Origin of the sequence: Mycobacterium asiaticum DSM 44297, from assembly GCF_000613245.1 — a bacterium.
Taxonomy (GTDB): Bacteria; Actinomycetota; Actinomycetes; order Mycobacteriales; family Mycobacteriaceae; genus Mycobacterium; species Mycobacterium asiaticum.
In genome coordinates this window covers 1,899,037-1,922,385 of the sequence record NZ_HG964936.1, presented here as the reverse complement: position 1 = coordinate 1,922,385, position 23,349 = coordinate 1,899,037, and the positions used below count along the sequence as shown (strand labels likewise).

Annotated in this window: 21 protein-coding genes; 3 read left to right on the top strand and 18 right to left on the bottom strand. The window is 65.7% G+C overall.

What is annotated here, in order from left to right:
- Positions 1-26: 26 nt before the first annotated feature.
- The 10 genes from mihF to BN972_RS09305 all read right to left on the bottom strand — a co-directional run bounded on the left by mihF (position 27) and on the right by BN972_RS09305 (position 11,085).
- A complete protein-coding gene (gene mihF / locus BN972_RS09350) occupies positions 27-341 on the bottom strand; it encodes an integration host factor, actinobacterial type (RefSeq protein WP_036355303.1) in 315 nt (104 codons plus the stop codon).
- A 398-nt stretch (positions 342-739) separates the two neighbouring features.
- Positions 740-1,564 (bottom strand): orotidine-5'-phosphate decarboxylase, encoded by an 825-nt coding sequence (pyrF, locus tag BN972_RS09345; protein WP_036355301.1) that lies wholly within the window; start codon positions 1,562-1,564, stop codon positions 740-742.
- Positions 1,557-4,913 carry a carbamoyl-phosphate synthase large subunit gene (gene carB / locus BN972_RS09340; RefSeq protein WP_036355300.1) on the bottom strand — a complete coding sequence of 1,119 codons (3,357 nt, stop codon included), beginning with the start codon at positions 4,911-4,913 and terminating at the stop codon, positions 1,557-1,559. The genes pyrF and carB overlap by 8 nt, the downstream gene beginning before the upstream one ends.
- Before the next feature lie 94 nt (positions 4,914-5,007).
- Positions 5,008-6,126 carry a glutamine-hydrolyzing carbamoyl-phosphate synthase small subunit gene (gene carA / locus BN972_RS09335; protein WP_036355298.1) on the bottom strand — a complete coding sequence of 373 codons (1,119 nt, stop codon included), beginning with the start codon at positions 6,124-6,126 and terminating at the stop codon, positions 5,008-5,010.
- A complete protein-coding gene (locus BN972_RS09330; protein ID WP_036355296.1) occupies positions 6,127-6,627 on the bottom strand; it encodes a PH-like domain-containing protein in 501 nt (166 codons plus the stop codon). It abuts the gene before it with no gap.
- A gap of 49 nt (positions 6,628-6,676) precedes the next feature.
- A complete protein-coding gene (locus BN972_RS09325; RefSeq protein WP_036355295.1) occupies positions 6,677-7,981 on the bottom strand; it encodes a dihydroorotase in 1,305 nt (434 codons plus the stop codon).
- Positions 7,978-8,940, bottom strand: a complete 963-nt coding sequence (locus BN972_RS09320; protein ID WP_036355293.1) for an aspartate carbamoyltransferase catalytic subunit — start codon at positions 8,938-8,940, stop codon at positions 7,978-7,980. The genes BN972_RS09325 and BN972_RS09320 overlap by 4 nt, the downstream gene beginning before the upstream one ends.
- Positions 8,937-9,497, bottom strand: a complete 561-nt coding sequence (gene pyrR, locus BN972_RS09315; protein ID WP_036355291.1) for a bifunctional pyr operon transcriptional regulator/uracil phosphoribosyltransferase PyrR — start codon at positions 9,495-9,497, stop codon at positions 8,937-8,939. The genes BN972_RS09320 and pyrR overlap by 4 nt, the downstream gene beginning before the upstream one ends.
- A 170-nt stretch (positions 9,498-9,667) precedes the next feature.
- A complete protein-coding gene (locus BN972_RS09310; protein ID WP_036355289.1) occupies positions 9,668-10,093 on the bottom strand; it encodes a cellulose-binding domain-containing protein in 426 nt (141 codons plus the stop codon).
- A 374-nt stretch (positions 10,094-10,467) separates the two neighbouring features.
- Positions 10,468-11,085: a TetR/AcrR family transcriptional regulator gene (locus tag BN972_RS09305; protein ID WP_036355288.1), complete on the bottom strand. Its 618-nt coding sequence runs from the start codon at positions 11,083-11,085 to the stop codon at positions 10,468-10,470.
- Between the two features lie 62 nt (positions 11,086-11,147).
- Between BN972_RS09305 and BN972_RS09300 the strand changes: the two genes are divergently transcribed.
- Complete coding sequence (locus tag BN972_RS09300) at positions 11,148-12,068, top strand: alpha/beta fold hydrolase (protein WP_099051022.1); 921 nt, start codon at positions 11,148-11,150, stop codon at positions 12,066-12,068.
- 45 nt (positions 12,069-12,113) lie between these two features.
- Here BN972_RS09300 and BN972_RS09295 read toward each other — a convergent pair whose 3' ends face one another.
- From BN972_RS09295 to BN972_RS09280, 4 genes are all read right to left on the bottom strand, one after another.
- Complete coding sequence (locus tag BN972_RS09295) at positions 12,114-13,088, bottom strand: sulfotransferase domain-containing protein (RefSeq protein ID WP_036357127.1); 975 nt, start codon at positions 13,086-13,088, stop codon at positions 12,114-12,116.
- 5 nt (positions 13,089-13,093) lie between these two features.
- Positions 13,094-14,248, bottom strand: a complete 1,155-nt coding sequence (locus BN972_RS09290; RefSeq protein ID WP_036355286.1) for a type III polyketide synthase — start codon at positions 14,246-14,248, stop codon at positions 13,094-13,096.
- Positions 14,245-15,717 carry a cytochrome b5 domain-containing protein gene (locus BN972_RS09285; RefSeq protein ID WP_099051021.1) on the bottom strand — a complete coding sequence of 491 codons (1,473 nt, stop codon included), beginning with the start codon at positions 15,715-15,717 and terminating at the stop codon, positions 14,245-14,247. The genes BN972_RS09290 and BN972_RS09285 overlap by 4 nt, the downstream gene beginning before the upstream one ends.
- 213 nt (positions 15,718-15,930) lie before the next feature.
- The gene (locus tag BN972_RS09280; RefSeq protein ID WP_036355282.1) at positions 15,931-16,794 is read right to left on the bottom strand and encodes an LppX_LprAFG lipoprotein; all 864 of its coding nucleotides are present in this window, start codon (positions 16,792-16,794) and stop codon (positions 15,931-15,933) included.
- 359 nt (positions 16,795-17,153) lie between these two features.
- Between BN972_RS09280 and BN972_RS09275 the strand changes: the two genes are divergently transcribed.
- The gene (locus BN972_RS09275) at positions 17,154-18,365 is read left to right on the top strand and encodes a serine hydrolase domain-containing protein (protein WP_036355280.1); all 1,212 of its coding nucleotides are present in this window, start codon (positions 17,154-17,156) and stop codon (positions 18,363-18,365) included.
- Positions 18,362-19,543: an FAD-dependent monooxygenase gene (locus BN972_RS09270; protein ID WP_036355278.1), complete on the top strand. Its 1,182-nt coding sequence runs from the start codon at positions 18,362-18,364 to the stop codon at positions 19,541-19,543. The genes BN972_RS09275 and BN972_RS09270 overlap by 4 nt, the downstream gene beginning before the upstream one ends.
- Here BN972_RS09270 and BN972_RS09265 read toward each other — a convergent pair.
- From BN972_RS09265 to BN972_RS09250, 4 genes are all read right to left on the bottom strand, one after another.
- Positions 19,537-20,010 carry an NHL repeat-containing protein gene (locus BN972_RS09265; RefSeq protein ID WP_158497693.1) on the bottom strand — a complete coding sequence of 158 codons (474 nt, stop codon included), beginning with the start codon at positions 20,008-20,010 and terminating at the stop codon, positions 19,537-19,539. The two genes, BN972_RS09270 and BN972_RS09265, sit on opposite strands and share 7 nt — an antisense overlap.
- Positions 20,011-20,129: 119 nt before the next feature.
- The gene (locus tag BN972_RS09260; RefSeq protein ID WP_036355274.1) at positions 20,130-20,903 is read right to left on the bottom strand and encodes a DUF3592 domain-containing protein; all 774 of its coding nucleotides are present in this window, start codon (positions 20,901-20,903) and stop codon (positions 20,130-20,132) included.
- An 83-nt stretch (positions 20,904-20,986) separates the two neighbouring features.
- Positions 20,987-22,378: an Asp-tRNA(Asn)/Glu-tRNA(Gln) amidotransferase GatCAB subunit A gene (locus BN972_RS09255; RefSeq protein WP_036355272.1), complete on the bottom strand. Its 1,392-nt coding sequence runs from the start codon at positions 22,376-22,378 to the stop codon at positions 20,987-20,989.
- A 4-nt stretch (positions 22,379-22,382) separates the two neighbouring features.
- Positions 22,383-23,306 carry an alpha/beta hydrolase fold domain-containing protein gene (locus BN972_RS09250; protein ID WP_051545173.1) on the bottom strand — a complete coding sequence of 308 codons (924 nt, stop codon included), beginning with the start codon at positions 23,304-23,306 and terminating at the stop codon, positions 22,383-22,385.
- Positions 23,307-23,349 lie beyond the last annotated feature (43 nt).

The following is a 23,349-nucleotide window of genomic DNA, read 5'->3' as shown; positions in this document are numbered from 1 at the left end:
GGCCGGCCGGCCTGCATCGTCAGGGGTTAGGAGCCGAACTTTTCCAGCAGGGCCTTGCGCTGACGGTCGCCAAGGCCACGCAGCCGGCGGGTCGGCGCGATCTCGAGCTCGGTCATGATTTCCTGCGCCTTGACCTTGCCAACCTTCGGCAATGCCTCCAGCAGCGCAGAGACCTTCATCTTGCCCAAAACTTCGTCGCTCTCGGCGTCCTTGAGCACCTGAGTGAGGTTGGTGCCGCCACGCTTGAGCCGATCCTTGAGCTCAGCTCGTGCTCGACGTGCGGCAGCAGCCTTCTCCAACGCGGCAGCGCGCTGCTCGTCGGTCAACTGGGGAAGGGCCACGATTCCTCCGTCTCTCGTCGATAACCATCGATCGTTTTTTGTCTCGGCCGGGTACTCCAGCCAGCGCAGACGACCGTACTCACGCTTCCTGACGAAATCTAACCCGACCCCCCGATATCGGGGTCATTTGTCCAGGTGAATCCCGCGGCGACGGCCTTCGCGGCGTGCTCCGGGGTGTTCCGCAGCTACCTTCACGACGGCGCGACGAGGCGGCCCGCCTGGTCGGCCGTTTCGCTCCCGCTGCCGCAAATAGGGCGCTGACCTGTGGTTTTAGCGATTCGCCGGTAACTGGAGAGGCGCCGCGGCCGACTCGCGGCGGCTCCGGGCGTAGCCAACCGCGGCCGCCAGTGCCGTGAATCACGGAAATCTGCCACGAGTCGCGCGTGTCGCGCGGCGGGTCACGCCAGGTAGGCGACGGCTTCGAGCAGCCGTTGAGCAGCGGCGCGCAGCGCCGAGACGTCCGGACCGGCCCGCAGCACCTCGCGCGCCACCGCCGGCCACAGCTGGTCCGGCGTCGCGCCGCCCAGGCCGGCCAGCGCCTCGGGACGACCGCCTTGGGCGCCCACACCGGGCACCAGCACTGGCCCGCCGATTCCAGCGAGGTCGGGTGGATCCAGCACGGTGGCACCAACGACGACGCCGACGGAACCGGGCTGCGCATTGGCATTGGCCTTTGCGACGTGGTCGACGATCAATTGGGCCACCGTGCGGCCGCCGGTGTCGGCGCGCTGCACCGTCGGACCTTCGGGGTTGGAGGTGGCCGCCAGCACGAACACACCGCGATTGTGCGCCGCGGCGACCTCGAGCAGAGGCCGCAACGACCCGAACCCCAGATACGGCGAGGCCGTCACGGCATCCGCGGCCAGCGGCGAGTCACCGGCCCACGCCGCGGCGTAGGCGGCCATCGTCGAACCGATGTCGCCCCGCTTGGCGTCGGCGAGCACCAGGACGCCGTTCGCCCGCAGTCCGGTGATGGCGCGTTCGAGCACCGCCATCCCCGCCGACCCGTAGGCCTCGAAGAACGCCACCTGAGGCTTGACCACCGCGAAGTCGGCGAACGCCTGCACGCAGATGTCGCAGAACGCGGCCACGCCCTCGGCGGTGGTTGGCAGGTCCCAGGCCCGCAGGAGTTCGGGGTGCGGGTCGATGCCCAAGCACAACGGCCCCCGACTCGACCTGGCCTCGGCCAGCCGGGTGCCGAAGCTGGATCCGGAACTAGTCACCGTGGGAGTTCCGCGAGCCGAAAGAGCGGTGCAGCTCCTGTAGCGATAGCACCCCGATGTCGCCGCGGATACCCGCCTCGATGCCCTGCACCGCCGCCGAGGCACCCTGAACCGTTGTGATGCAAGGGATGTTGACGGCCACCGCGACCGAGCGGATCTCGTAACCGTCGATGCGCGGCCCGGAATTGCCGTACGGCGTGTTGATCACCATGTCGACCTCACCGGCCCGGATGGCGTCGACCGCCGACAACGCCGGTCGCCCTTCGACCGGCGACTCGAAATGTTTGCGTACCTCGTCGCACGGAATACCGTTGCGGCGCAACATTTCTGCCGTTCCCTCCGTGGCCAGCACCCGAAACCCCAGGTCCGCCAGGCGCTTGACGGGGAAGACCAGCGACCGCTTGTCCCGGTTGGCGACGGACACGAACACGGTGCCCTGCGTCGGCAGCGACCCGTACGCGGCGGTCTGGCTCTTGGCGAAAGCGGTCCCGAAATCACGGTCGATGCCCATCACCTCGCCGGTGGATTTCATCTCCGGGCCGAGCAGAGAGTCGATGGCGGCGCCGTCGGTGCGGCGGAACCGGTGGAATGGCAGCACCGCTTCCTTGACCGCGATCGGCGCGTAGGGTGCCGCACTGGCTCCGTCCCCGGACGCGGCGAGCATTCCCTCCTCACGCAGTTGAGAAATACTGGCACCCAACATGACCCGAGCGCAGGCTTTCGCCAGTGGGATCGCGGTGGCCTTCGACACGAAGGGCACCGTGCGGCTCGCGCGTGGGTTGGCTTCCAGGACGTAGAGCACGTCGTCCTTCAACGCGTACTGCACGTTCAGCAAGCCCACGACGCCGATGCCGTGCGCGATGGCCTCGGTGGCCCGGCGAACCTTCTCGATGTCGCTGCGCCCGAGTGTCACCGGTGGCAGCGCGCATGCCGAGTCCCCGGAATGCACACCGGCTTCCTCGATGTGTTCCATGATCCCGCCGATGTAGACCTCGGCGCCGTCGCACAGCGCGTCCACGTCGATCTCCACCGCGTCTTCCAGGAAGCGGTCGACGAGCACCGGGTGCTCGGGCGAGAGCTCGGTGGCCCGGTTGATGTAGCCCTCGAGAGTGTCCTCGTCGTAGACGATCTCCATGCCACGACCGCCCAGCACGTAGGACGGGCGGACGAGCACCGGATACCCGATGTCGGCCGCAATGCGCCGCGCCTGGTCGAAAGTGGTCGCCATGCCGTACTTCGGCGCCGGCAGTCCCGCGGTCGTCAATACGTCACCGAATGCGCCTCGATCCTCGGCCAGGTCAATGGCTTCCGGCGGCGTCCCAACGATCGGGACCCCCGCGTCGTACAGCCGCTGGGCCAGCCCCAACGGGGTCTGGCCGCCGAGCTGAACGATGACGCCCACCACGCCGGGGCCGCCGGCTCCCGACTGGTCCTCGGCGTGGAACACCTCCAAGACGTCTTCGAAGGTCAGCGGCTCGAAGTACAACCGGTCCGCGGTGTCGTAGTCGGTGGACACGGTTTCGGGATTGCAGTTGACCATGACCGTTTCAAAACCGGCCTGGCTCAACGTTGTTGCCGCGTGCACGCAGCTGTAGTCGAACTCGATGCCCTGCCCGATCCGGTTGGGGCCGGAGCCCAGGATCAGCACCTTGGGCTTCTCCGTCTGCGGGGCCACCTCGGTTTCGGCGGCGGGGTCGAGCTCGTAACTGCTGTAGTGGTAGGGCGTCTTGGCCTCGAATTCGGCCGCACAGGTATCCACGGTCTTGTACACCGGGTGGATATCCAGCCGTTCGCGCAGCGACCGTACGCCGTCCTCACCGGCCAATTCCGGTCGCAGCGCCGCGATTTGACGGTCGGACAGCCCACAGTGCTTGGCATGCCGCAGCAAGTCGGCGTCCAGTACCGGCGCATCGACGAGTTCGGCGCGCAGTGCCACCAGTTCGTCGATCTGCGCGACGAACCACGGGTCGACGCCGCTGGCCTGGGCGACCTGCTCCACCGACGCGCCCAACCGCAGCGCCAGTTCGATGTCATACAACCGGCCTTCGGTTGGCGTCTCCAACCGGGCCAGCACGTCGTCGACATTGCCGGCCGGGTCGGGCTTGGTCCAGAACCCGGCTCGGGTGGTTTCCAGTGACCGCATCACCTTGCCGAGCGCCTCGACAAAATTACGGCCCAACGACATTGCTTCGCCGACCGACTTCATCGTGGTGGTCAAAGCGGGATCCGCACCCGGGAATTTCTCGAAGGCGAATCGCGGCGCCTTGACGACGATGTAGTCCAGGGTGGGTTCGAAGCAGGCCGGGGTTTCCTTGGTGATGTCGTTGACGATCTCGTCGAGGGTGTACCCGATGGCCAGCTTGGCGGCGATCTTGGCGATCGGGAAGCCGGTTGCCTTGGACGCCAGTGCACTCGAGCGGGACACCCGCGGGTTCATCTCGATGACGATGAGCCGCCCGTCGTCCGGGTTGATGGCGAACTGGATGTTGCAGCCCCCGGTGTCGACGCCGACCTCGCGCAGGATGTCGATGCCCAGATCGCGCATCTTCTGGTATTCCCGGTCGGTCAGGGTCAGCGCGGGCGCAACGGTGACCGAGTCACCGGTGTGCACGCCCATCGGGTCGATGTTCTCGATCGAGCACACCACCACCACGTTGTCGTGGCCGTCGCGCATCAACTCCAGCTCGAATTCTTTCCAGCCATAGATCGACTCCTCGATGAGCACGTTGGCGCTCGGGCTGGCGGCCAGGCCGGCACCGGCCATGCGTTCGACGTCCTCGACCGACCGGGCCATGCCCGAGCCCAGCCCGCCCATGGTGAAGCTGGGCCGCACCACGACCGGCAACCCGAGGTCCTCGACCGTCTCCCGAACCTCGTCCATGGTGAAACACACACGGCTACGGGCGGATTCGCCGCCCACCTTGGTAACGATGTCCTTGAACCGCTGGCGGTCCTCGCCGCGCTGGATGGCATCGATGTCGGCGCCGATCAGTTCGACTCCGTGGCGCTCCAGGGCACCGTTCTCGAAAAGGGCGACCGCGGTGTTGAGGGCCGTCTGTCCACCCAGGGTGGCCAGCAGCGCGTCGATCTTGTTGCCGCGCTCGGCCTGCTGGGCGATCACCTTCTCGACGAATGCCGGGGTGATGGGTTCGACGTAAGTGAAGTCGGCGTACTCCGGGTCGGTCATGATGGTGGCCGGGTTGGAGTTGATCAGGCTCACCTGGAGGCCTTCGGAGCGCAGCACCCGGCACGCCTGAGTGCCCGAGTAGTCGAATTCGGCCGCCTGGCCGATGATGATCGGCCCGGAGCCGATCACCAGCACGTGGTTGATGTCAGTCCGCCGGGGCACTAGCGACGTCCTTTCCGGGCCTGAGGGTGCGCAGCTGCACACTCGCTACGGCGTGTCGCGGTACAGACACGCACGCTCGCGGTGGGGATGGTGATCATTTCTCCCTCGCCATCAGGTCGACGAACTGGTCGAACAGGTAATTTGCATCGTGCGGGCCCGCCGCGGCCTCCGGGTGGTACTGGACCGAAAAAGCGCGTCCGTCAGCCAGTCTCACGCCTTCGACCACCCCGTCGTTGGCGCAGGTGTGGCTGACCGTCGCGGTGCCGAACGGTGTGTCGAAGGACTGCCCGGCCTCGCCTTCGAGCGCGAACCCGTGATTCTGCGCGGTCACCGCCACTCGTCCGGTCGCATGGTCGATGACGGGGATGTTGATTCCGCGGTGACCGAACACCATTTTGTAGGTCGACAATCCGAGTGCGCGGCCCAGGATCTGATTGCCGAAACAGATGCCGAACAACGGGATTCCGGCACCTAGTACCTCGCGGGTCAGCGCGACGGTGTGGTCCGCGGTGGCGGGGTCGCCGGGACCGTTGGACAGGAACACGCCGTCCGGTTTGATCTCGGCGATCTGATCGAAGGTTGCCGACGCGGGCAGCACGTGGCTGCGAATCCCGCGTTGGGCGAAGTTGCGCGGCGTGTTGGTCTTGATCCCGAGGTCGAGTGCGACCACCGTGAAGCGCTGCGCGCCTTCCGGTTCGACGATGTAGGTATCCGGAGTGCTGACCTCACCGGCCAGGTCGGCACCCAGCATGGGCTGCTGGCCACGTACCCGCTCAATCAGTTCCGCCGGCTCGGCCAGCGCCGCGCCGGAGAACACGCCCGCCTTCATCGAGCCGCGGCTGCGCAGGTGGCGTACCACCGCGCGGGTGTCTATGCCGGCGATACCGACGATGCGCTGGCGCACCAACTCGGCTTCCAGCGAGCCGGTGGCCCGCCAGTTCGACACGCGTGGGGACGGGTCGCGCACGGCGTAGCCGGCGACCCAGATCTTGTCGCCACGGCTTTCGGCGTCCTCGCCGTTCCATCCCGTGTTGCCGATCTGCGGGGCGGTGGCCACCACGATCTGACGGTGATAGCTAGGGTCGGTCAGCGTTTCCTGGTAACCGGACATGCCGGTGCTGAACACTGCCTCCCCCAGCGTCTGACCGATCGCCCCGAACGGTGTGCCCGTGAAGACGCGACCGTCTTCGAGCACCAGCAAAGCCTTCGTCATCTAGCTCTGAGTCTCCTCTAACCACTTCGCGTATTCGTCTCGATTGTTCGCCCGGAATCCCGTGCAGATCTCGGTGCCCGACGGCAGCCGCCATTGGATCGCCAAGAGTCCGTTGCGAGCGGCGACCTTGCCCACCAGACCGCGCTCGGTGCGGATATTCACTATGGAATCGTTCGGAATCCAAATCGGTTGTGCGCGAATCCGTTCCACCAGGATGCCGTTGGTGTAACGGGTCAGCACCGCTTTGCTTCGGTATCCCAGATCCCCGACCACGACCCGGTCGTTCAGGGCCGGCGTAAGCGTGCAGCCGACATAGAGGCCAGGTGTGGTGATGCTTGCGGCGCCGAAATCGACGGGCAGCTCGGGCAAGTCGCCCACCAACTCTACCTGCCGTTCGGCGCGTCGCCGCCAGCCGCGCATCATCAGGTGAATCGCCACCGCGAGCAACACGACAAGCATCGCCGCGAAGATCAGCGATCCCACCAGCGTGCCTGAGTTCATGCGCGCCGCTCCTGCCCGCAGCTTCGCTGTGCACGGTCACTAGCGCGCTTCATGCCGGGCTCTTTCCATCCCGGGCGGTGACCTTCCCGCGGAGCAACGTCGCGGTCACCCTGGCCGGCAAAGTCATCGATTCGTACGGCGTGTTTGCCGACCGGCTGGCCAGGTCGGCACCGGCCACCGTCCAGGTCGCGTCGGGATCGACCACGGCCAGATTGGCCGGCTCGCCCACCTCGAGGGGACGGCCCTGATCAGGCAACCGGACAATACGCGCCGGGTTCTCACTCATCACCCGGGCGAGATCGCGCCAGCTCAGCAGGCCCGGCTGCACCATCGTCTGCGCCACCACCGACAGCGCCGTCTGCAAGCCCAGCATGCCCGGGCGGGCGGCGGAGAACTCGACGCACTTCTCGTGCTCGGCGTGCGGCGCGTGATCGGTGGCCACACAGTCGATGACCCCGTCGGCGAGCGCCTGCCGCAGCGCGATCGCATCAGATGCCTCGCGCAGCGGCGGGTTGACCCGGTTTTGCCCGTCGTAACTGGCCAACCTGCTGTCGTCGAGCAGCAGGTGGTGCGGGGTCACCTCGGCGGTGATCGAAATTCCCTGGTCCTTGGCCCATCGGACGAGCTCGACGGTGCCCGCGGTGGACGCGTGGCAGATGTGGACCCGGGCCCCCGCGTCCCGCGCCAGCAGGGCGTCGCGGGCGACGATCGATTCCTCGGCGGCCCTGGGCCATCCGGCGAGCCCGAGGCGGGCGGCGGTCGGGCCCTCGTGCGCGACGGCACCGACCGTCAACCGGGGTTCCTCGGCGTGCTGGGCGATCAGCACACCCAAGCCGGTGGCGTATTCCAGCGCACGACGCATGACTAGCGGGTCGTGCACGCAGATGCCGTCGTCGGAGAACATCCGCACCCCGGCGGCGCCGGCATTCATCATGCCCATCTCGGTGAGCTCGACCCCGGCCAGACCTACCGTGACGGCGCCGACCGGATGCACGTCAACCAGGCCGACCTGCTGGCCACGATGCCACACGTGGTCGGTGACCACCGGGCTGTCGGCGACGGGGTTGGTATTGGCCATCGCGAACACCGCGGTGTATCCACCCAAAGCCGCTGCCGCCGAACCGGTTTCGATGTCCTCGGCGTATTCGCGGCCCGGCTCGCGCAGGTGGGTGTGCAGATCGACGAAACCAGGCAGCAGCACCTGGTCGGTGGCGTCGATGACGTCGGCGGTGTCAGGTATCTCCAGACCCGGGCCGATTTCGGCGATCTGGCCTTCATAGCCGAACGTGTCGACCAGCACATCGACCCGGTCGCCCTCGCCGTACAGCCGCACATTCCTGATCAGCACGCTCATGCCGCGACTTCCTCCGCCCCCACCAGCACATGGAACAAGACCGCCATCCGCACATGCACACCGTTGGAAACCTGCTGCAGCACAGCCGATTGCGACGAGTCGGCCACCGAGGACGAGATCTCCATGCCGCGCAGCATCGGACCCGGGTGCAGTACCACGGCATGGCCGGGCAGCAACGCCTGGCGCCGCGCGGACAGACCGTAGAGCGTCGAGTACTCGCGCACCGACGGGAAGAAGCCGCCGTTCATTCGCTCGGCCTGTACCCGCAGCATCAGCACGGCGTCGGCGGCGGGCAGTTCGGCATCGAAGTCGTTGGAGACGGTGACCGGCCAGCCCTCGACGCCGCGTGGCAACAGGGTGGGCGGTGCCACCAGGACCACCTCGGCGCCCAGCGTGTGCAGCAGCATCACGTTGGAGCGGGCCACCCGGCTGTGCAGGATGTCGCCGACGATCACGATGCGGCGGCCATCGATACCGCCGAGCCGCTGGCGGATGGTCAGCGCGTCGAGCAGTGCCTGAGTGGGGTGTTCGTGTGTGCCGTCGCCGGCGTTGATCACCGATGGGCCGCCACGGTTTTCCGCAGCCGGGCCGTGGGACGTCCAGTCCGCCAGCAGATGCGCCGCGCCCGAGGCAGGATGCCGAATGATCAGCGCGTCGGCGCCCGCCGCCCGCAGCGTCAGCGCGGTGTCGCGGAGCGACTCACCCTTGCCCACCGACGATCCGGATGCGCTGACATTGACCACGTCGGCGCTCATCCATTTGCCGGCGACCTCGAACGACACCCTGGTGCGGGTGGAGTTCTCATAGAACATCGTGACCACCGTGCGGCCCCGCAGCGTCGGGAGCTTCTTGACGTCGCGGCCGACCAGGGCCTGTGCGAACCGATCCGCGTCGTCAAGGATCGCGGTCGCCTCGTCCCGGGACAGATCGCCCGCGGCTAACAGGTGTCTCGGAGTCATCGGGTGATCACCACGCCATCTCGGCCGTCGTCCTCGCTGAGTTGCACGTGCACGCTCTCGCTGCGTGAGGTCGGCACATTCTTGCCGACGTAGTCGGCGCGGATGGGAAGTTCGCGGTGGCCGCGATCGACTAGCACGGCCAGCTGCACGATCCGAGGCCGGCCGACGTCACGCAGGGCGTCCAGGGCCGACCGGGTCGAGCGGCCGGAGTACAGGACGTCGTCGACCAGGATGACCAGCGCATCGTCGATGCCGCCGGGCGGTATCGACGTGGCCTCCAGGGGCCGCGGTGGCTTGATCATCAGGTCGTCGCGGTACAGGGTGATGTCCAGCGAACCGTGCTCGACGGTGACACCGCCGTATTCGGCGATATTGGCGGCCAGGCGGCTGGCCAGGGTTACACCCCGCGTCGGGATCCCGAGCAGCACCACCCGGGTCGCGTCGGGACCGTCCAGCGCGGTCTTCTCGATGATCTGGTGCGCCATGCGAGAAATGGTGCGGCCGACGTCGGCCGCTGACATCAGTTCCCGCGGTTGCCGGCTTGCTGCAGCACCCATGCGAAAAACTAGACCTCCTTCTCCGCCTCTCTGGACGGTCCGTTAAAGGATGTCGACTGCCGGGGAGCCTAACACGAACCGGCGGTAGCTCTGCGCTCGCGAGACGGGGACTTCACATGGTGGCAGGGCATTTCGTCACACCAGCACCATTTGCCACAGGGGGCGGGTAGCTACGCGCAGGGCATCCCGTTGATCCGGCAGTTCACCGGCGGCGAGTAGGTGCCGGTCAGCACGCCTCGCATTCCACCCGTGGCCGTACCGCCGGGCGGGATGACGCGATTCCAGTTCGCCGGGGTCACCACGAAGTGTGTGCCGGCCTGGCTGACGGTGCTGTTCCACGCGTGCGAGACGGATTGCCCGACCGGCATGTCGAATTCCAGCCTCCAGTCGCCCAGTGGCGCAATGCTGTAGTTGGCGACGGTGTAGCGGGCGATGAAGCCGGTCTGCCAGGTGTGTTCCACCACGAACGTCGCCGAGGCCGAGGCCGCATGGGCGACGGGGGCGCTGCCGAGTCCGAGGACGGCAGCAACAATCGCCGATGCGGCCACGTGAAACGCTGTGCGCCAGCGCTTCTCGGCACGGCTCCGTCCATTCATAGGACCCAACACTATAACCGAGCAGGCGAAATCCGCCCTTCCGCCGCCGATAAGCTGCCGTACCTTTGCGCAATCGAAACCATGACGAAATCTCAACTTCGAGCACGATATTCGCGTCGATAGCACGGCAGCTGCCCTTCAAGGCAAGGCCTGTTCGGGCCACACCGCGGCGCGGAGCGGATACGCTGCATCCCCGATGCGTCGCGAGAACCGCGGTAGCCTTCCACGCCGGTACTGAAGAATCGCTATCTGATAAGTCACGGTGCGCGTCCTCTAGAACCGCAAACAGGTGTGCACCCCCGGTGAGACGAAACCAGCGAACGACTGATTCTTCCGAGGAACCGGGGAGTGCCTGGCACCGCTGTCTCATTTCTCTAGATGTGGGATCGCTCTAGACCCCGCATAACCTGGTGCAGCGCACGTCGGAGCTCATCACGCGTGCGTCTGCGCTTTCTAGCGGATACCTCGACGAGCGCGATACCTGCGTGGGTAATCATCCCGGTGAGTAGCTGTGCCATCGCCTCGATCGGGGTATCGTCGGGAACCGCGCCAGCTCCAACAAGACCTCGCAGCAGGAATTTGACGTTGCGACTGGTGTAGCGCGCTTCGCAGGCGCGCCAACGACTCCACCCCAGGCCGACTGGTCCCTCGACGTAAATCAGCCGTCCGGCGATTGGGTCCATGCAGATGTCCAACGTGGCCTCTAGGCCTGCCAGTGCCGCCTTCCACAGATCTGTCGGATGTGTGGCGATCGCATTCAGCACCTGCCGTTCCGCCGCCTCGTTGCACCGATCCAGGACTGCCTCAAACAGGCCCACCTTGTCCGAAAAGTGATGGTAGACAGCGCCCTTCGTGACCCGCGCCGCGCTGGCGATCTGCGTTATGGACGTGTTCGCGAAGCCGTATTCGGCGAACTCGCGGGTGGCAGCGTCCAGTAGGGCCACCCTGGTCTGTTCGGCGTACTCCGCCCGCCGGGTCTTGACACCATCCACACGCCCAACAATAGTCGGCTAAAGACCATTCACATACCATGGGTATGTGACATCTACACGGTATGCGGGGCAAGGGTTGGTCACTGATCGTGGACCTCAAAGCACTCCAGGCCCACCGCCGGAGCACCACGACCGCCTCCGGACCGGTGAGCTATCTCGACGTCGGCCAGGGTCGCCCCGCCGTCTTCATCCACGGTCTAATCGCCAACAGCCTGCTGTGGCGTCACGTCATCTCCGCCGTCGCCTCCGATCAACGCCGCTGCATCGCAATAGATCTACCTGGGCACGGGCATACCCCGCCCGCAGAAGTGAACGCCGACGTATCCCTGACAGGGCTGGCATGCCGCGTCATCGAACTCTGCGACCACTTGGATCTAGACCGCTTCGACCTGGTCGCTAACGACACCGGCGGCGCGGTCGCCCAAATCGTCGCAGCCCACGCCGGCGAGAGGCTATCGACCTTTACGCTGACCAACTGCGACACCGAGGGCAACACTCCGCCCACCCTGTTCATGCCGATCACGATCGCAGCTCGGCTCGGACTAATTACCCGTGTCGGTCCTCACCTCGCCGCCAGACGGCATCTGGTGCAGCGCGTACTTGGCATCGGCTATCAACACCCCCGCCGACTCCCGGACCAAGTTGCCGACGCCTACGCCACACCCGTCCTCGGCACGGAAGAATCGTCACGTGCGCTAAGTCGCATCATCACCGCGTTGTCCTCGGCCGACCTCATCGCCGTGCGCCCACAATTGGCCGCCCTCACCGCGCCCACCCTGATTGTCTGGGGCACCGGGGACCCTCTCTTCCACACCAAATGGGCACACCGCCTCGGTCAGCTCATCCCCTCAACCGTCGCCGTGCGCCTCCTCGACGGTGTGCGCATGCACTTCCCCGACGAACACGCACACCTCTTCGTCCCCCACCTCCGCCAGCACTGGGATTCACCCGTCGAGCCAGCGCGCGCACACGAGGACCAATAGCGCACAACACCGCCGGGATTCGAGACAGGTACTCGGGCCCGTCCGTCAGCGCTCCGGATCCCAGCCGCGGCGGCCCTCATGCGCCCAGGCCAGCATGTCCGGTGCCCCGAGCTGGTTGATGCGGTCGTTGTAGCGCCGGTACTCCGCGTAGCTGAAGTACTCCTGCCACTCGCCGTTGCTGCCCCGTCGGAAGAACTGCGCGTCGCTGTGCCAGATGCCGTCGGTGGTATTGGGTGCGACTTCTGCAGCACGAGAACGCATCTCACCAAGCGTGGCGTATCGGGCAAGCTCCGTTGCGCGTTCCTGGCTGAGTCGGTACCCGAGTACCGCGGCCAACCGCACCATCTCCCCCACCAGGTCCGCCTGGTAGTCGGCGTAGTGGAACAGCGCGACGTTGGGCAGGTGCCGCCGCTGCCACGCCTTCCCGAACTGGTCGATGACGTTAGCCAGCGTGCCGATCCCCTTGGGCGGGGTGAAGCCGACCCCGGGCGGCGGCAGGGCCGGTCCCTCCAGCCAGTGCCGGAACTCGTCGATCGGGCTGCTGCCAGAGCCGGGTTCGGGCGGGGGCGGTCCCAGCCGGTGTTGCGCAGGCACCGCCGCCTCGTGCAACGCACGCACCCGGTCGCGGTCCATGTTGGTGGTTTGGTGCAGCATCGACACCGCGGCGTCACGGGGATCGCGTCCCACGCAGATGTAGGTCACGCGGTCGTCCAGCACCAGACCGTCCAGCGGCGTGTGCGTCTTGATGAACCGCCGGTGCCGTTGCGCCTCGAGCACCGCGACCACTTCGTCGATCGGCCGGATCGTCTGATCCAACCAGGGCGATACCACCGACATAGGGCCCGGTAGGTCCGGTCCGTCAAACACGATCAGCGACACCAGGCGCTGGGTCCAAGTCATGCCGCACTTGGGCGGGGTGGAGATGATGATGTCGCCATCGCGCAGCTGCAGTGCGTCCCAGCGCAAATTATCGGTCATCAACTCGCGGTAGAGCACCCGGTCGTGGAGTGAAGGGTTCATGTCGGTCACCGCCGGATTATGTCGAAGAGAATGCCCTCGACGGTGACACCCGGCGCGAAGGCGAATGCAACACCGGTCGAGATGGACTTTGCCGAGTCCACTTGCCGCACCATCTGTTCCAGCACGAAGATCAGCGAGACACTCAGCATGTTGCCGAACCGGGCCAGGATGTCCCAGCTCTGGGCGGCGCAGGCGGCGGGCAGGCCGAGCGACCGCGCCGACTGTTCGATGATCCGGGGACCGCCCGGATGGATTGCCCAGAGATCGATGTCGGCTCTGGCCAACCCGTTGTCCCGCAACACCTCGGCGACGACGGACTCGACCCCGCGGTAGATGTAGTCGGGGAGGTTCTCCGACAGCTCGCAGCTGATGCCGTCGTGATTCACGCCGAGCACGATGCCGTCCTCGGCCTCGTCGAGCAGCTGGGTGAAGTTGCTGCGAATCACCACATGTCCAGGCGGCAGGGGCTGCTGCACTTGACTGGCCCCCAGCACCATGGCCCCGCATCCGTCGCCGAACAGACTATGCGTCACGACGTCGTTTACGTCGTCAGCGAAAACGGCGTTCACCGAGCATAATTCGATGCAAACCACCAGCGCCTTCATGCTTGGGTGGGCCCGGACATAGGCGGCGGCGGTCCGGGTGGCGTTCATGGCTGCGGCGCAGCCCATGAAGTTGACCACCACACGCGACACAGAGCGGGACAACCCCAGTTCCTTGACCAGTGCGACGTCCACCCCCGGCGCGACGAATCCGGTGCTGGTGACGAACACCAGCAACCCGATCTCATCCGGCCCGTAGGGCAAGCTGGCTAATGCTCGCCGGCTCACCTCGACGGCCAGCGGCACGGCGTGTTGAAAGAACAGGTTCATGCGGTCCCGGATGGTTCCTGGATCCCGGCGGAATGCGTCGAAGGTGGGGTCCAGCGGGTCGACCGCCATCCGGCGAGTGCTGATCCGTGTCTTGTGGTAGAGCCGCGGGATCCGTTCCCGCTGTTCTGGATCGACGAACAGCGCGGCGACCCGTTCGGCCGCGTCGGACTGCTCGACCACGCGGGCGGGCGCACCGGTGGCGATGCCCTCGATGACCGCCACGGTGGTCGGCGGAGCAGGCGGCAACTGTGCCAGGTCGACCTGCGCCTCATACTGCGGGGTGCTCATACCGACCCGATCCCGACGAATCCGGCCGCCACGTAGCTGACGCTTTCCTTCCACGCCGCCGGCGACAGGTGCTCACGCAGCAATCCCCAATTGCGTTGTCTGGCTTCGCGCGACGGCGACAGCAGATAGGTCCTGCTGAGTTTGGGCAACCGGTCGGTGAGGAAACTCTTCGCGGGCAACCACGCGACACCGGACTTGGCCGCCTCTTCGCGCAACACATCTTCGGTGACGATGTTGGCGAATCCGCTGCGCTGGAACGGCAGTACGTGGTGGACCCGGTGCGAACTCAGGCCAGCCGAGAGGAAGCAGTCGAGGTAGCGGTTGCCCACCACCTTCAGGTCGTTGGCGTGCTCGACCTGGTCCACGCCCCAGTCCTGCCCTGCCGCCGGGCACCCTTGCTGCTCGTCCTCGAATTCGTGGCTGGCCACCACCATGAAGGTGCTCAGCCACAGCGTCGCAACGAATTGCAGTGCCCAGGCCCAAAAGTCACCAGCAGCCAGGAAGACCACCAGCTCGGCGACCAAGAGCACACGGACCACCGAAGACCCGAGGAAGTGGGGCAACGCGTTACGCCAGCTGCCGTAACCCTCTTTCACGCCCACCTTGCGCGTCATGTTCCACACATCAGCCAGCCGCACGGCCATACCGGTGACGGTGTGGCCGAACTTGTGCAGGGTGTGCACCGGAACCCGATACAACCGGGGCAGCCGCATCATCATGGTGAAGACGTTCTTCTTGATGTCGACGTCACTTTGGGTGTAAGGGTGATGCAGCAGCGTGTGGCCGTCGGCGACAACCAGAGACAGCGCTATGTAGTTCAGATCGAATGCGTTGGCGAAGAACCTGTTCCAGCCTCGTTGCGCTCGGTGCAGCGCGTAGTGTCCATACCCGACCAGTGAGCTGCGCAGCACCACCATGGCAAACACGAACGCCCACAACGGCATATACCGCGGTTCCACCAATCGCACGCCCTGTACACCGAAGTAGGCGATCGCCAGCAGCACGACGACGACGTTGAAAAGCCGGTCCATCCGCTTGATCCTGGCGGCCAATGCCGGCTCGGTGAGCCGCGCCTTGACGCGGTGCATCAGGTCCTGGTGATTGTCGAATTGATACGTTGGGGTGTCACGCCAAGAGTTGAAGTCGTCCTTGAAAAGGAACGGGGGCGCATTGTGTTTGGGGTGGATGTCACGTGGTGTGGCATCGCGGCCCAACGAGTACCGCTGCTCCAGGATGCGCTCGACCACTGCCGGATCCCGGTGGTAGGAAGCGACAATCGCGGTGATGTCCCGGTTCTTGGTCCGGCCGATGAAGAAGGCGCCACCGGGATGCTTGGCGATCCAATCGCTCAGGTCGTATGCCCGCCCGTTGTATACCCACACATCCGACATCACTGGTGGCCCGCCCGGCGGCGGCCCAGGACGTGGCGCGGGCCCGCGCTCCTGGACCTCGGGAAGGTCGTTGGTCATTCGTGTTCCTCCGGTGTCTGATGGGTGAGATCAACTGCCGGCCAGTGGTTCCGGCAAGCTGGCCCAAGAGTGTTCGCGCGGCCTTGGAGGATCCTCAAAGAATTCTGGGTGCGCCAGCACCGAGTTCGTCACGGGTGCCCCGCCATGCGGTCAGACGGATGGGAACCAGCCTCGTAACGCGCCGGTTCCCATCCGACTTCCCTGTCGTCGTTGCTAACCCGTCGGGTTCGGAATCGTAACCGGCGCTCCCCAACTGGACAGGGTGATGGTGACGTGGCCCTGGTCCTTATCGAGCACCATCCGCACCAGATACGGGCTCGGCGGCGTGCCGGGCGCGTTCGGTGCTTTCACGTCGACGATGTAAAGCGTCACCGGCAGCGGACCTTTGGCGTCCCTGCCGATCTGCGGAACCAGCGGGTCGACGATCGCCGGATCGACGGTTCCGGTCACCTTCAGGGTGACCACACCGTCGATCGTCTCCGTTCCGGCCGACTGTGCGCCGTTGACCTTGCCGATCACCGCACCGATACCTTTGTCCTTGTCCAGCACGACACCCGGGTCATAGATCTTCTCCGCCGGACCGACGGATGTGTACTTACCGGTCTCGTCCTTGGTGTACATGGTCTTGTTGGAGACCAGGAACTGCTTGGGGACCGCGGGAGTCTTGGGCTGCAACCGGATCATGGCGTCGCCGACGGCCTGCCCGTTGCCCTGGGGCTGGTTGGTTATGTCGGCGTTGACCATCTCCATCGGAAGCGTGGTGATGTTGGTGGTCTGCAAATTGACGTGCAGCGAGTGCAGCCCGGTGGTCGCCTTTGAGGCGTCCTTCAAGAGCTGCTGCGCTTCTGGCGACGGAGTACCGGATGTCCCGGATGCCGCACCCGATGTGGCCGAGGCGGCGGAGGAACCGGCCGCGCCCGAGGTCGAAGAGCTACCAGTGGAGGATTTGCCCCCGCATCCCGTGATGACCGTCGCGGCAAGTGCTGTCGCGAACAGGAGCACGGCAGGCACCCGGGTGAAGGGCCGACGGGAGACAGGTCGATGCGAAATTTGCGCTTGTGAGATCAAGCCATTCATGGCCAGCCTTTGCTGAGTTGTCCGACCGGTGAAAGTGAGCAGCGGATCGCTACCCGCGTCGTACGGTATGGACGGAGCCCGCACATCAGGCTCCGTCCATGGTCGCGGGTCTCGGTGACTGCATACCCGCACCCTGGTTCACCGGCAACGACATCTTCGATCGCACGTCACTGCCCACACCGGCCGTTCCCCAGTTCGCATTTGCCAGAGAGCGCGAATTTAGCATGCGACACGGGACCTGGAAACCGATACGGAAAAGCAACTGTCGGATGGCCCGGACCGGGTTGCAAGCACCTGCAGAATCTTTGCGGAGCGCCCGTTTCGCCGGTTTCGGTCGAGGAGCCGCTAACCTAAGCCGGGTGAATCTCGACGGCAACCAGACGACCATCCGCGAGGTGTGCGCAGCGGGTCTGCTCGCGGGGGCGCTCACCGTGGTATGGCACCGCGGAGAGCTGCTGCAGGTCAACGAGATCGGGTACCGCGACGTCGAGGCGGGACTGCCGATGCGGCGCGACACCTTGTTCCGGATCGCTTCGATGACCAAACCGGTCACGGTGGCCGCGGTCATGAGCCTCGTCGACCAAGGAAAACTTGCCTTGCGCGACCCCGTCGTGCGGTGGGTTCCCGAACTCGCCGACGTGCGGGTGCTGGACGACCCGCACGGCCCGCTCGATCGGACGCATCCGGTCCGGCGTCCCATCCTGATCGAGGATCTGCTCACGCATACCAGCGGCCTCGCGTACGGCTTCTCGGTGTCCGGGCCCATCTCACAGGCATACCTGCGGCTGCCCTTCAATCAGGGGTCGGACACTTGGGTGGCCGAACTCGCCGCCTTGCCTCTGGTGCATCAGCCCGGCGAGAAGGTGACGTACAGCCACTCGATCGATCTGCTCGGCGTGATTCTCTCGCGAATCGAGGACAAGCCGCTCTACGAAGTTTTCGACGAGCACATCTTGGGCCCAGCGGGCATGCCCGACACCGGTTTCTTTGTCACCCCCGAGGCGCGTGGTCGCGCGGCGACGATGTACCGGCATGACGAGCATGACAAGTTACGGCACGACGTGATGGGGCCGCCGCAAGTTAAGCCGCCACAGTTCTGCAACGCCGGCGGTGGACTGTGGTCGACCGCCGACGATTACCTGAGGTTCGCGCGGATGCTGCTGGGAGACGGCGTGATCGACGGCGTACGCGTGCTTTCGGCGGAGTCGGTGCGCCTGATGCGCACCGACCGCCTAACCGATGAACAGAAGCGGCACAACTTTCTGGGTTCCCCGTACTGGGTGGGACGGGGGTTCGGGCTGAATCTGTCGGTGGTCACTGACCCGGCCAAGGCCACCCCGTTGTTCGGGCCCGGGGGCGTCGGGACGTTCAGCTGGCCCGGCGCCTACGGGACGTGGTGGCAGGCCGACCCGAGCGCTGATCTGATCCTGCTGTACCTGATCCAGTACTGCCCCGACCTCACGGTCAACGCCGCCGAGGCCGTCGCCGGCAATCCGGTGCTGGCCAAGCTTAGGACGGCGCAACCGAGGTTCGTGCGGCACACCTACCGGGCCCTGGGGCTGCAGGCATGACCGAGCCCACCGTATTGATCAGCGGCGCAGGGATCGCCGGGCCGTCCCTGGCGTTTTGGCTCACCCGCAGCGGGTTCCGCGTCATCGTCGTCGAGATCGCCGACGGCATCCGGCCCGGTGGTCAGACCGTCGACCTGCGCGGCGCCGGTCGGCAGGTGGTCGAGCGGATGGGATTGCTCGATCAGATGCGCGCCCGCAGTCTGGATCAGCGCGGCATCGCCTGGGTGAAGTCCGATGGCCGGCGACGCGCCGAGATGCCGGTCGAAGCATTTCACGGCAACGGAATGGTGAGCGCGCTGGAGATCCTGCGCGGCGATCTGGCCGACGTGCTCTATCAAGCGACCGCCGGCGAGACGGAATACCGCTTCAACACGCGGATCATCGAGCTCGATGAAACCGAGAATGTTGTGACCGCAACGCTGTCGGATGACACGACCGTGCAAGCGGATCTGGTGGTCGGGGCGGACGGTCCTCATTCGGCCGTGCGGCGACTGGCCTTCGGCCCGGAGGAAGAGTTCGTCCGGCCCTTGGGCGGATACAACGCGTGGTTCACCGCGCCCGACACCGTCGGGCTTAACGGGTGGTACCTGATGTACCAGGCACCCGGACTGAACGTATCGATGCGGCCGTCGCACGATCCCACGAAATGCAAAGCGGGCCTGGCCTTCCGTTCGGATCCGATCAGTTACGACCGTGGCGACCTCAACGCTCAACGCGATCTGCTTGCCACCCGCTTCGCCGGTGCCGGCTGGCATACCGATGCGCTGATCGAGGCGGCACGACAGGCCGAGGATTTCTACTTCGACGCGTTCACCCAAGTGCACATGGATGATTGGGCGTCCGGACGGATCGCGTTGGTCGGTGATGCCGGCTACTGCGCGTCACCGCTCAGCGGGATGGGCACCAGCCTGGCGCTGGTCGGGGCTTACGTGCTGGCCGGTGAACTCGGCGCGCAACCGCTCTCGGCCGCGCTGCAGCGCTATCGAAAGGTGATGCGGCCGTGCGTCGATCGGTGCCAGAAGCTGCCCAACGGGATCGACGGATACCTACCGAAGTCGGTATCGGACATCCGAGTGACGGCGATGGTGATGAAGTACATGCAGCGCTGGCCATTTCGGCCGATCGCCGAGCGGAAATGGTTCACCACCGCAGAGGCCGTCAACCTGCCCGACTATTGAGCGGGTGGGAATTTCAGCACCCGGTGGCCACCTCGGTCGGTGACGAACACGTTGCCCGCGTTGTCGACTGCCACGTCATAGGGATCCACGAGTCCCTCGAGTAGTAAGTCTGTCGCGGTCGGCGCGTTCGCGGTCAATTTCATCACCCGGTGGTGTCCGCCGTCGACGACGTAGACGGTGCCGGCGCCGTCGACGGCCACCCCCTGCGGTTGGGAAAGCTCGGGGAACGGCAGCGGTGTGGGCGTTCCGTCGACCGGGATCTTGAACACCCTGTTACCGCGGGCGTCGGTGACATATACGATGCCGGTCGGGCCCACCGCCACGTCGACGGCCGATCCGTTGTCGGGAACCTTGAAAACCTCAGTGGCCGTTTTGGTCTCGGCCGCCATCTTCAGCACCCGCCCGGAGGACAGTTCGGTGACGTAGGCGTTCCCGGCCGCATCGACAGCGACGCTTCCCGACGACACACCGCGAAGGGGCGTGGCACCGGTGAACCTCGTATCATGTTGGTCCGCGCGATGTTCCACGCTGTAGACCCAGAGCATCCCCCGGTCGGTGATATAAAAGTTTCCCGCACTGTCGAGGGCTATACCATCGGGATCTCCCAGCACGCGGGGCAACTGGTTGGTGGCGCTGAGCAGACCCGGGTCCAAGCGCAGCAACCGCCCGGCCGGTGCATCGAACGCGGGGGCCCCGGAAAACCGGGTATGGCCGGGGTGGTGGTCGGAAATCCGGGGATGCCCGGCGGACCGATCGGAAATCCCGGCGTCCTCGACGGCGCCTTTGCCGGTCCGTCACAGACGTAGACGTATCCCTGTGTGTCAATCGCGACACCACCCGGGGCGTTGAGTTCGTAGAACGGTACCTGCGGCAGCGCCGCCGCAGCCTGGGTCTCTTCTGCCTCACGCGACAGGTGCCGCTGCACCGCCCCGTAGGAAATCCAGATCCCGCCGCCGATAAGCACCAGCATGGCCGCGATGGGCACCAACAGGTTCCGCCCGCCCCCCGGAATCAGGACCGCCGTCGAGGGATCGACCGGATCGTAGTGAACCTCTACTTCGGTTCCGGCTGGATACTGTTGCAGCAGTGCCCTGTTCTTGGCTCGTGAGGCGGACGCATGCCCGACTTGCAGGACGTCGCCGTAGTGCCGGACCCCGTTCACCTCGTAGCGATATTCGACCCGGAACTCTTCCTCCTCTCCGGTGTCAACCGTCTCGGAACGGGTTACGTGACCGGGGACCGTCGGCCAGGCGCGGTTGCTCCGACTGACCTGGAATTTGACAAAGATCTTGACCAGTCGCCAGGCGCCCAACAGCACCATCGCCGCGCCGGCGACCAGATACAACCATTCGCCCTTCATCACCAACCTCCGAAGTGATGCCGACAATGGTCGCACCGCGCTGTTGGTATCGGGGGCGTTTCGCCGAACCGGTCATCGGCAAATCAGGCGGCGTTGGCCAACGTCGCCCAGGCTTGCGCGGATTGATACGCATGCCCGACGCGCAATACCGTCGCCTCGTCGAAGGCCCGGCCGACAATCTGAAGACCGACCGGCAGACCGGCGCCGGTGAAGCCGCACGGTACCGAAAGAGCCGGCAGCCCAGCCAGATTCGCCGGCGCGGAGAACCGGATATACGCCTCCACCGGACCCTCGGTTACCCCGTCGGGCCAGCTCACCTCCGGTTTGGCCGCCGCCATGGCGGCCACCGGCACCGTTGGTGCGAGCAATATGTCGATGTCGTCGAAGAGCTTCCTACACTGCTGCCGGAAGCGTTCCCGTTTCTGTTGCGCGTCAAGGTAATCCGTTGCCGAAACGGAGAAGCCGGCCAGCAGTGCCCGGCGCACGTCGTCGGTGTAGAGGTCCCCGTGCTCGCGGAGCATCTGCCGGTGATAACTGCTGGCCTCGGGCTGCAGGATCCCGAACTCGATCGCCATCACCTCATCGGCCATGGGCAGCTGCACTTCGCGCAGTCGCACGCCCAGCTCGGCAAGCCGGTCACACGCCGATTCGACCGCGATTCTGATCTCCGGATCGACATGTTCGGTAAAGAAATTGGCGGGGATACCGGCCGTCGTCCGGGTCAGGTCATCACCCAAACCGGCCGAGAAATCCGGGACGGCCATGTCCACCGAACCCGGATCGCTCGGGTCGTAGCCGGCCATCACATTCATCACCAATGCGGCATCCTCGACGGTGCGCGTCAACGGACCGGCATGATCCAGCGACCAGGAGAACGGTGTCACGCCAGTCCGAGAAACCCGCCCGTAGGTCGGCTTGAGCCCTACGGTGCCACAGAGCGCGGCGGGGATGCGGATGGAACCGGCGGTGTCGCTGCCCAGCCCGAGGAAGCATCCCCCGACCGCCACCGCCGCCGCCGATCCGCCGCTGGACCCTCCCGCGATGCGGTCCGGCCGCCATGGGTTGCGCGTCTGGGGAGTGACGACTCCATACGCGAACTCGTGCGAGTGGGTGCGGCCGACCACCACAGCGCCGGCCTGTCGTAGCTTCGCGACGACCGTGCTGTCCGCATCGGGCACGTGATCCGCCCGGACGCGCGAGCTGGAAGTGCTTGGTACGCCGGCCATATCGTAGATCTCCTTGACCCCGATGGGGATTCCATGCAGGGGACCCCGATGCCGGCCGGCCGCAATCTCACGGGTCGCCCGCGCCGCCGCCTCGTTGGCCAGTTCCACCGTGACGTTGCTGAATGCGTTGATCTCGGGGTTGATGGCATCGATGCGCGCCAGCACGGACTCCGTGAGCTCGACCGGCGACAACTCTTTTGTCCGGATCCGGCGGGCGGCGTCGGCCAGGGTCAGTTCGAAAGGTTGCATAACGCTAGGCAACCTTCGCCTGCAGTCCGAGGGTGGAGCGTAACCAGCTGCCCATCTCGGCAATCGCGTGGTCGACGGCGTCGGCGCGACCCGCCCCCATGATGAAGGAGTGCTGCCCCTCGTCGAGCTGCCGGAGAATGACGTCATTGCCCGCCTCCCTTGCCTTTTGCGCGAAGGCGACGGCTTCCGACGCGAGCAACTCGTACTCGCCGTAGTACACCGAAATGGGCGGCAGGCCGGACAGGTCGGCACCAAGCAAATGCACGCGTGGGTCGGTGTATTCCACGCCGGTTCCGTCCAGCCAGCACGACCGGAACAGCTCCATCAGTCCGCGGGTGAGCAGCTTGTCCCGTCCGGCGTTGGTTTCGATGGATTCGCCGGACATCGTGATGTCGGTCCAGGGTGAGATGGACAATACGGCGCCGGGCAGTGCCTCACCCCGATCCCGCAGCCGCAGGGCGAGTTCGACGGCGAGGTAACCGCCGATAGAGTGGCCCACGCTGCCGATCTTGTTGGGTTGATAGCCCTGTGTGAGCAACCAGCGGTAAGCGCTCTCCACGTCCTCCACCTGCGCCGGGTACTTGTGTTCCGGGGAGCGCCGGAAGTTCAGTACCAGCGAACGCGCGCCCGCCGCTTTGGCGATGTGCGCGGCCGCCTTTCGGTCGGAGTACATCGACATCAGCACGCTGCCGCCCATATGGCTGTGCAGGAGCACCGATTCAGGGTCGCTGTCGACAGGGATGCACCACAGCGCCTCGACTCCGCCGGCGTCGACCTCGGCGTAGGTGACACCCTCGGGCTCCTTGGTCGCCACATGAATGTTCTCGGTGACGTCCCGGATCGTCTGCAGCTCGAAGTTGGGATTCGACGATCGCCTGCCGATCTCCGCGAAGATGCCCGCCAATCCCGCCGACTGCTCGTTTGCCATACGTGTCCCTTCCTAGCCGATCCTTAGAATAACGATCACTATA

Coding starts and splice junctions, on each gene's coding strand:
- BN972_RS09295 (WP_036357127.1), bottom strand. CDS start 13,088: ATGAACCCTTCACTCCACGACCGGGTGCTCTACCGCGAGTTGATGACC.
- BN972_RS09285 (WP_099051021.1), bottom strand. CDS start 15,717: ATGACCAACGACCTTCCCGAGGTCCAGGAGCGCGGGCCCGCGCCACGT.
- BN972_RS09270 (WP_036355278.1), top strand. CDS start 18,362: ATGACCGAGCCCACCGTATTGATCAGCGGCGCAGGGATCGCCGGGCCG.
- carA (WP_036355298.1), bottom strand. CDS start 6,126: ATGACGAAGGCTTTGCTGGTGCTCGAAGACGGTCGCGTCTTCACGGGC.
- BN972_RS09325 (WP_036355295.1), bottom strand. CDS start 7,981: ATGAGCGTGCTGATCAGGAATGTGCGGCTGTACGGCGAGGGCGACCGG.
- pyrR (WP_036355291.1), bottom strand. CDS start 9,497: ATGGGTGCTGCAGCAAGCCGGCAACCGCGGGAACTGATGTCAGCGGCC.
- BN972_RS09310 (WP_036355289.1), bottom strand. CDS start 10,093: ATGAATGGACGGAGCCGTGCCGAGAAGCGCTGGCGCACAGCGTTTCAC.
- BN972_RS09290 (WP_036355286.1), bottom strand. CDS start 14,248: ATGAGCACCCCGCAGTATGAGGCGCAGGTCGACCTGGCACAGTTGCCG.
- BN972_RS09250 (WP_051545173.1), bottom strand. CDS start 23,306: ATGGCAAACGAGCAGTCGGCGGGATTGGCGGGCATCTTCGCGGAGATC.
- BN972_RS09255 (WP_036355272.1), bottom strand. CDS start 22,378: ATGCAACCTTTCGAACTGACCCTGGCCGACGCCGCCCGCCGGATCCGG.
- BN972_RS09260 (WP_036355274.1), bottom strand. CDS start 20,903: ATGAAGGGCGAATGGTTGTATCTGGTCGCCGGCGCGGCGATGGTGCTG.
- BN972_RS09280 (WP_036355282.1), bottom strand. CDS start 16,794: ATGAATGGCTTGATCTCACAAGCGCAAATTTCGCATCGACCTGTCTCC.
- BN972_RS09330 (WP_036355296.1), bottom strand. CDS start 6,627: ATGAACTCAGGCACGCTGGTGGGATCGCTGATCTTCGCGGCGATGCTT.
- BN972_RS09320 (WP_036355293.1), bottom strand. CDS start 8,940: ATGACTCCGAGACACCTGTTAGCCGCGGGCGATCTGTCCCGGGACGAG.
- BN972_RS09300 (WP_099051022.1), top strand. CDS start 11,148: ATGCGGGGCAAGGGTTGGTCACTGATCGTGGACCTCAAAGCACTCCAG.